This is a genomic window from Williamsia sp. 1138 (genome assembly GCF_002095435.2).
Lineage (GTDB): Bacteria > Actinomycetota > Actinomycetes > Mycobacteriales > Mycobacteriaceae > Williamsia.
The window spans coordinates 226,744-234,953 of sequence record NZ_MJEJ02000047.1 but is presented as its reverse complement, the minus strand read 5'-3'; the positions used below and the strand labels follow the sequence as shown (position 1 = coordinate 234,953).

At 64.0% G+C, this 8,210-nt stretch carries 9 protein-coding genes; 4 read left to right on the top strand and 5 right to left on the bottom strand.

All coding sequences use genetic code 11. The annotated features are described in order from the left end of the window. On the bottom strand, window positions 1-1,048 hold a 1,048-nt coding region (locus BH683_RS18465; RefSeq protein WP_084834716.1), incomplete at its 3' end, for a DUF222 domain-containing protein. Between the two features lie 278 nt (window positions 1,049-1,326). On the opposite strand from BH683_RS18465, the gene pip reads away from it, so the two are divergent. From pip to BH683_RS18450, 3 genes are read left to right on the top strand one after another with little or no spacing between them, the layout of a single operon-like run. Beyond that, a complete protein-coding gene (gene pip / locus BH683_RS18460; protein ID WP_084837723.1) occupies window positions 1,327-2,295 on the top strand; it encodes a prolyl aminopeptidase in 969 nt (322 codons plus the stop codon). A gap of 57 nt (window positions 2,296-2,352) precedes the next feature. Next, window positions 2,353-2,646 carry a hypothetical protein gene (locus BH683_RS18455; RefSeq protein WP_084837722.1) on the top strand — a complete coding sequence of 98 codons (294 nt, stop codon included), beginning with the start codon at window positions 2,353-2,355 and terminating at the stop codon, window positions 2,644-2,646. A gap of 46 nt (window positions 2,647-2,692) precedes the next feature. Beyond that, complete coding sequence (locus BH683_RS18450) at window positions 2,693-3,139, top strand: TIGR03618 family F420-dependent PPOX class oxidoreductase (protein ID WP_084837721.1); 447 nt, start codon at window positions 2,693-2,695, stop codon at window positions 3,137-3,139. A gap of 3 nt (window positions 3,140-3,142) precedes the next feature. Here BH683_RS18450 and BH683_RS18445 read toward each other — a convergent pair whose 3' ends face one another. Beyond that, the gene (locus BH683_RS18445) at window positions 3,143-3,778 is read right to left on the bottom strand and encodes an isochorismatase family protein (protein ID WP_084837720.1); all 636 of its coding nucleotides are present in this window, start codon (window positions 3,776-3,778) and stop codon (window positions 3,143-3,145) included. A 141-nt stretch (window positions 3,779-3,919) separates the two neighbouring features. Between BH683_RS18445 and BH683_RS18440 the strand changes: the two genes are divergently transcribed. Beyond that, on the top strand, window positions 3,920-4,873 hold the full coding sequence (locus tag BH683_RS18440; protein ID WP_084837719.1) for a helix-turn-helix domain-containing protein: 954 nt from the start codon (window positions 3,920-3,922) through the stop codon (window positions 4,871-4,873). Here the strand turns inward: BH683_RS18440 and BH683_RS18435 are convergent, their stop codons facing one another. The 3 genes from BH683_RS18435 to BH683_RS18425 form a co-directional block, all read right to left on the bottom strand. Beyond that, window positions 4,874-5,155, bottom strand: coding sequence for a hypothetical protein (locus BH683_RS18435; protein WP_084837718.1), 282 nt, complete (start codon window positions 5,153-5,155; stop codon window positions 4,874-4,876). Between the two features lie 126 nt (window positions 5,156-5,281). After that, complete coding sequence (gene katG, locus BH683_RS18430) at window positions 5,282-7,504, bottom strand: catalase/peroxidase HPI (RefSeq protein WP_084837717.1); 2,223 nt, start codon at window positions 7,502-7,504, stop codon at window positions 5,282-5,284. Window positions 7,505-7,550: 46 nt separating this feature from the next. Beyond that, window positions 7,551-7,982: a Fur family transcriptional regulator gene (locus BH683_RS18425; protein WP_084837716.1), complete on the bottom strand. Its 432-nt coding sequence runs from the start codon at window positions 7,980-7,982 to the stop codon at window positions 7,551-7,553. Window positions 7,983-8,210: the final 228 nt, after the last annotated feature.

Here is an 8,210-nt window from a genome sequence, read left to right as displayed (position 1 = left end):
TGGCCAGGGTTGTTTCCCCGCCGTCGATGTAGTGCTTGATGTGATGGGCATCAGTCCACGTCGCCGGTGCCCCGCACTTGATGCAGCACTCGTCGCGGATGATGATGGCTTTACGGACCGGCCCGGTGAACAAACGCTTGGGTGGGCTCAGATCAATCGGCACCTGCTGCCCATCGAGGGTGATGAAGGTGAAAGTCGAATCACACGCCAACGCTGCTGCGGTGGCTTCGGTGATCGGACCCATCCACCGCAACGACGCCTGATCAGGATGATCGGCCGGGACCGTCACATTCACCTCGGTCCGCGGCGCCGAGATCAACCCCTGCCCACCACCGCCACAGTCGAGCAACTGATGCAACGCATCGGCCCGCGCCTGCGTCGGCGTCCGCGCATCCGGAGAACCATCCGGCTCCGGACGCGGCTTCGACCAGAAGTCCAGGGCGGAAAACAACTTCTCCCCGATCTTCACATCCAGATCGAACTTCCCCACGCACCGCCCGTCGCTACCGACCGCATAATCGAGACTGTTCAGGGAAGGGTCCTCCGCGGGCGGTTTCCCACCGGTATCTGCAGCCAGTGCGTTACCCAGACCTCGAGCAGTCTTACTGATCTCAGCCGGCGGCGCCCCCGACACCGCCCCGTTCAGCAGCTCCCCCTCAAATTCGTAACGCTCGGCGTCGGTGACCGGCTCGTCCGAGCGCCCCTCGATACCGGCTAGACCCTTGACCACCGCATCAACATGCTCGGACGACAGGTACCCATCACGGGCCCACCCGGCCGTGCGATCCAAACCCGCCAAACCGGCACCGATTCGCACCCACCGCTGCGCCGACGCCGGCGCAGCACCATTGGCTTCCAACAACTTCGACGTCGTAGACCCCGCCTGCCGCGCCACCCCCAACTCATCGAGAACCGCAGCACACACCGACACCTGATGCTCGGTGGCATTACGCAACGTGATCAGATCACGCACCAACACCAACAGCTCCGCACAATCACCAGGGACCACCAGCTCAGTCACAGCCGACACCACATCGAGAACCCGCATAAGACAACACCTTCCACCCAAGCAATCAACAGGGACAGTCGGCGGCATCTTCCCGGAAGGGCATGTATCAAAATTCGTCATCATTGGGCCGACTACCTACAACCTACCGCACTCGAACACATGTTCGCAAGGACTTCCGACCATCAATGTTGCTGCTATGCACTATCTTTCGATAGACAAGCGAAACACCCGAGCCACTCAGCGAAGCTCACCCGAAGGTAACAGGCCCGTACGACAGCGACCCTCGAGTAACGGCGACGACCGCCTACAGTGGGCTCATGCATCGACCCGGTTACGCCTCAATGCCGCACGCTCGCGGGCTGCTCAATGTCGGAACGGGTCAGCACGTGTATTGGGAAGAGTCCGGCAACCCGAACGGGTCGGCCGCGCTGGTACTGCACGGCGGACCGGGCTCCGGGTTCAGTCCGGCTTTCCGCAACTACTTCGATCCACAGCTGTACCGCTTGATTATGTTCGACCAACGCGGTTGTGGCCGCAGTACGCCGCACGCGTCTGATCCGTCCGCCGATATGGCCCCCAACACCACCGCCGCCCTGCTCGACGACATCGAGAAGCTTCGCGAACACCTGCAGGTGCGGAGTTGGGTGCTATACGGAGTGTCGTGGGGCGCAACCCTGGCTCTGGCCTACGCACTCCGTCATCGAGATCGGGTGTCTGCGATCGTCCTCTCGTCGGTAACCACCACTCGCAAATCCGAAATCGAATGGCTCTACGGTGGATTGAGACGCTTCTTTCCCTCGGAGCACTATGATTTCGCCGGCAGCGTCGGAATGCTCAGCAGCGACAACACGTTCGCGATTCTCCAGGAATATGACCTCCGGCTGAACGATCCCAACCATCACTGCAGTCAAAGAGGCGCTCAGGATTGGCACAAGTGGGAGGACGCAACCGTGTCGCTCGAGGACGGAGTGGGCAGTCACGCCTACACGGGTTCGCGAACACCGGCCCAGCTGCATGCGCGCGCTCGGATCTGCGCGCACTACTTCTCTCGTCATGCCTTCCTTGCCGATGACGAGATCCTTGCCCGCGGCCAAGAATTGACAGGCATACCTGGAACGCTGATACACGGTCGATTCGACATCAGCTCTCCGATCGATACGGCGTGGCGACTCGCTGACGCCTGGCCGGACGCAAAACTGGTGGTCACGGCTTCAGGACACATCGCTGCCGGTGAGACTGCCGCCGCGATCACCACTGCACTCGATTCTCATACCGGAGCAGGGTGAGCCAGGACGGCACGAGGAACTCCAGCGACCACCGATCACATCTGGCAACCTGGATCAATGGCGGATGGCCCCGAGCACACAGAAGACGGACGCTACATCGTGGTGAAGGGGCGCCGATGGCGCGCGACGGATCCGGCGATCCCCGAGGAGCGGAACGCCGAACTGAGGTCGATACTCATGGCGTGGCGGCGGGAGGTCCGCCGAACCGAGGGTGCGCCGGAGTCGCGGGCCGGTGTCCAGGCCGCGAAAGTCGCGCTCGGTGAGCGCGGCACCCCCTGGTGGGAACAGACAGACGAGGAGAGGCGAGCCCGTTGGGAGACCGATGTGGCCCGACCTGATTCGGCAGAATGAACACTGACCGCCGATCTTCCGGCCGATCGACAGAAGGAGCCTGACCATGACCGCACTTCACACCGTCGAGGACGCGGTGGCGCTTTCTCGCGACGACAACGGTCTGGCGATTGTCGCCACCCTTCGCGCGGACAACACCATTCAGTCTTCGATGGTCAACGTCGGCCTGCTCCCCCACCCCGACACCGGTAGCCCAGTTCTCGGGTTCGTCACCTACGGGAAGGTCAAACTGAACAACTTGCGCGCCCGCCCCCAGGTGACCACGACATTCCGCCGGGGCTGGACATGGGCAACGGTCGAGGGCACCGCGGAGATCGCTGGTCCAGAGGACCCTCAGCCGTGGCTCGACGACGAACGACTGCGCGGGTTGCGTCGGGAGGTCTTCATTGCCGCAGGCGGCACCCACGACGACTGGGACGAATACGACCGCGTGATGACCGAACAAGGCCGCGCGGTCGTATTCATCAGCATCACAAGGGTTTACAGCAACTGAGGTTCAGTGGGCCGCAACCGAGCGGCCCTGCAGGGCGGATTCCACCAGGTTGCTCTTCGGCAAGTCGGTCCCGGCCCGGACCGCATCAGACCATTGCGCCGTAGTGGTGACCGCCGCAAAGTTCGACTGCAACAGAACCATGAGCGTCGAGTGGAGCGCCTCTGCGGACACTTCTCCGGCTTCGTTCGCCAGGTGTATCGCGCCACTGGCATCGGAGAGGATCTCGGCGGCGAAGCCTAATCCCTCGGCTTCGACAGCGGTGGCCAGGTCGCAGTTGTTCGTCATGAACCCGGCGATCGTGATGGTGTCGAGGTCGTTCGCCCGCAACCACTCTGCGACGTCGGTCCCGGCGAACACGCTGCCGTAGACCTTGTGGACCCGCTTGAACGCCGGATCGAGGACCGCCTCGATATCGGGATGCAGCGACCAGCCCACCCCTCCCTCGACGAACACCGGTGCGCCCTCGGGCATCTGGTGTTGAACAACAACGACAGGCACATCGTTGTCACGGGCGACCGCAATCGCCTTCACCGTGTTGGCCAGCGACTCCTCACGCGGCGGGTACTGGATCTCCAAAGGGCCCTCGAAATACTCCCGCTGGATATCCACGACGATCAACGCGCGGCGAGGTGCAGTCATTGTTCACTCCTCAAACTGAGATCGGACTCGGTGTCGCACCTCGAACAGGCGCGGTCCCTCCATTGTCGAGCAGGCGAGGGTGGCGCCGACAGTGGCATGGATGCATACTTTCGATGAGATCAGGCCACCCTGGGAGCTTCCGTGCGCATCGCCATCTACGCCTTCGACGACATCACCATGTTTCACCTCGCCGCACCGCTGATGGTGTTCGGAGAGGTGGTGCGGCTCGAGTTGGCCGCCGACTGGGAGACCCGACTGTGGTCCGATCAGCCGGGTTGCGTCCGGACAGTCGAGGGATACCCGATCGGCGACGTGGCGGGTCCGGAGACAGTCGACTGGGCCGACATCGTCGTGATCCCATCCTGGCCGGTCACCCTTCCTGCGGTCAGCGACCTGCTGCGCGAACAGCTCACGGCGGCACACCGCCGCGGTGCGACCGTCGCGGGCCTGTGCCTCGGCGCGTTCGCCGTGGTGGACACCGGACTCCTCGACGGGCGCTCGGCCGTGACCCACTGGGAGATGATGCACCAGCTGGCCGAACGCCGTCCGGGCATGACGTCGGACGAATCCGTTCTGTACATCGATCACGGCGATGTACTGACCTCCGCGGGCACGGTTTCCGCGATCGACGCGTGCCTTCACCTCGTCCGCAAGCACCTCGGTTCCGCCACCGCCACGCGGGTGGCACGAAGCCTGGTGGTCGCGCCTCATCGGGACGGTGGTCAAGCGCAATACATCGAACGCCCTCTCGCCCGCGCGGCCACGGACACCGCCATTTCGCGAGTCCAGGAGTGGGCCCTGAGCCGGTTACACGAACCGCTCACCGTGGACAGGCTGGCCGATCAGGCCAGGATGAGTCGTCGGAGCTTTGTGCGCCAATTCCGTAGTGCCACAGCTACAACACCGGCCCGGTGGATTCTGGAACAGCGCCTCAACTCGGCGCGCCTGATACTGGAGACGACAGACTGGAGCATCGACGAGATCGCCGACGCGTGCGGCTTCGGCAGCGCGGTGACGTTCCGGCAGAACTTCGTGTCTGCGTACTCGACCACCCCGACGGCGTACCGGCGACAGTTCGCCGGCCCCGCTGCCTGATCAGACGATGGCTCGCCGCGACAGCGAGCGGGCGGTTGTCACCGTACCTACGGTGAAAGCCAGGACAACCGCCACCATGACGACGAAGACGACGGCCTTGGTGCCGACCCCGCTGGTCGAGTTCATCGTGGTGTCCACGAGCAGTATCAGGGTGAAGACCGCGACGAGCGCCTGAAAGACGCATGCCACCACCATCAGTGCGTACCGCGCACCGGACGTCGGGATCCGGCCCGCGGCCTTCGCCGCAGCCAGCCGCTCGGCCTTGTCCGACATCTCGTCCACCCTGGTCCACTCCTGCCAGCTCGTTCACCACAGTCACTGCCATCCCACCGTAAACGACAGCACCCCGCTCACCGGTGGTGAGCGGGGTGCCGTGCGAGCGGCGTCAGGGGCGCCGGTCTCGGGAGATCACTTCAGATCGAAGCGATCATTGTTCGAGACCTTGACCCAGGCGGCGACGAAGTCGTCGACGAACTTCTTACCCGTGTCGGCCTGCGCGTACAGCTCGGTGAGCGCCCGCAGCTGGGAGTGCGACCCGAAGACCAGATCGTTGGCTGTCGCAGTCCACTTGACATCGCCGGTCTTCCGATCGGTGCCGACGTACACATTCTCCTCGGACTCCGAGGACTTCCAGACCGTGTCGGCGTCGAGCACATTGACGAAGAAATCGTTTGTCAGCGCGCCCGGCCGGTCGGTGAACACACCGTGCTTGTTGCCGCCGTGGTTGGCTCCCAGCGCACGCAGCCCGCCGATGAGCACGGTGAGCTCGGGGGCGGTGAGACCCAGGAGGTACGAGCGCTCGAGGAGCAGCACCTCCAACGGGGTCTTCTCACCCTCACGTGCATAGTTCCGGAATCCATCGGCGCGCGGTTCGAGCACCTTGAACGAGTCGACGTCGGTGCTCTCCTGCGAGGCGTCGGTGCGGCCCGGAACGAAGGGCACGGTGACCTCGTGACCGGCGTCCTTCGCCGCCTTCTCGACCGCAGCAGCACCGGCGAGGACGATCAGGTCTGCCAACGACACCTTCTTGCTGCCGCCGTTGAAGTCCTGCTGGATCTGCTCGAGGACGGGCAAGACCTTGGCCAGCTCGGCAGGCTCGTTGATGTCCCAGTTCTTTTGCGGCTCAAGCCGAATGCGCGCACCGTTGGCGCCACCGCGCTTGTCGGTGCTGCGGAAGCTCCCCGCCGACGACCATGCGGTACCGATGAGCTGCGCCACCGAGAGGCCCGATTCGAGCACCTTCGCCTTGAGCGAAGCGATGTCCTGGTCATCGATCAACTCACCCTCGACGGCCGGCACCGGATCCTGCCACAGCTGCGGCTCGGGGACCCAGGGTCCGAGGTAGCGGGTGATCGGTCCCATGTCGCGGTGCAGCAACTTGTACCACGCCTTGGCGAACGCCTCCTCGAGCTGACCGGGGTTGTCGAGCCAGCGACGGGTGATCTCGCCGTAGACCGGGTCTTCACGCAGCGCCACGTCGGTGACGAGCATGGTCGGAGCACGCCCCGGACCGCCGAACGGATCCGGGATGGTGCCCGCTCCCGCACCGTTGGCAGCAACGAATTGCCAGGCCCCGGCCGGGCTCTTGGTCAGTTCCCACTCATATCCGTACAGGTTCTCGAGGAAACCGTTGCCCCACTGGGTCGGCGTCGAGGTCCAGACCACTTCGAGGCCGCTGGTGACGGTGTCCTCGGCGTTGCCCTTGCCGTACCCGTTCTTCCAGCCCAGGCCCTGCTGTTCGATCGGCGCGCCCTCGGGCTCGGGTCCGATCTGGTCGGCGGGATGGGCCCCGTGGGTTTTGCCGAAGCTGTGACCACCGATGATCAGCGCCGCGGTCTCCTCGTCGTCCATCGCCATGCGGCCGAACGTCTCACGGATGTCGTGCGCTGCGGCCAACGGATCCGGCTTGCCTTCCGGGCCTTCAGGGTTGACGTAGATCAGACCCATCGTGGTCGCGCCGAGCTGCTCCGACAGCTCGCGCTCGCCCGAGTAACGCTTGTCCGTGCCCAACCACTCGTCCTCCGGGCCCCAGAAGACCTCTTCGGGCTCCCAGGTGTCTGCCCGACCGAAACCGAAGCCGAACGTCTGGAAACCCATCGAGTCCAGCGCAGTGTTACCCGCCAGCACGAGGAGGTCGGCCCACGAGATCTTGTTGCCGTACTTCTGCTTGACCGGCCACAGCAGTCGGCGGGCCTTGTCCAGGTTGGCGTTGTCCGGCCAGCTGTTCAACGGAGCGAATCGCTGTGCTCCCTGACCGGCGCCACCACGACCGTCGAAGATCCGGTAGGTACCGGCCGCATGCCAGCTGAGCCGGATGAACAGACCACCGTAATTGCCGTAGTCGGCCGGCCACCAGTCCTTCGAGTCGGTGAGAACTGCGGCCACATCAGCCTTCAGGGCATCCACATCGAGCTTCGCGAACTCTGCCGGGTAGTCGAAGTCTTCTCCGAACGGGTTCGACTTGGACGTGTGCGCGTGCAGTATCGACAGGTCGATCTGCTCAGGCCACCAGTCCTTGTTCGTCAGCGGCGCATGGGCTTTCGGCTTGGGTGACGGAATCGCGGGGTTTTCGCTCTCGCTGGCACTGTCCGTACTGGCATCGGAATGGGGCGGGCGGCTATCAGAGGTCACAGCGTTCCTTTCGGGTTGTGAATTGGGCTGTGATCACGGGCTGTGATCAAACTTCGGGTGTACTCACGCAGTCGGGACACACGCCCCAGTAGATGACTTCGGCCTCGTCGAGCACGAAGCCGTGAGAATCGGAGGCGGTCAGACAGGGGGCCTCGCCGACGGCGCAATCGGCGTCGGCGATCACGCCACAGGTGCGACAGACGACGTGATGATGATTGTCGCCGACCCGGGACTCGTACAACGCAACATGACCTGCCGGCTGGATCCGGCGGACGAGACGAGCCGTCGTCAGCGCGTCGAGGACGTCGTAGACCGCCTGCCGGGAGACGTGCGGAAGCACCGCTCGCACGACGCCGAAGATGGTGTCGGTGTCGGCGTGTGGGTGGTCGTAGACGGCATCCATCACAGCAACCCGCGGCCGGGTCACGCGGAGCGATGCAGAGCGAAGGCGTTCTGCGTTCTCCTGGGCTGTGGTCATGCCCAACGATAACCAGATGTCGCGGCCCGTGTCTGCCGTTTTCTTGAATCAATCAAAAAACGCTGGTGAGAGGGTTGCGCGCATCGGTCGCCGAACAGGATTCACCGTGAGTTTTACCCTTGTTCATGAATCAGTATGGTGCACAGTCCACTTCGGTGACGCTGCGCCAGATCCGCGCACAGCGTCCGAGAGTGACCCAGTGAGGGGAGGACTGCCGATCCCTGCATA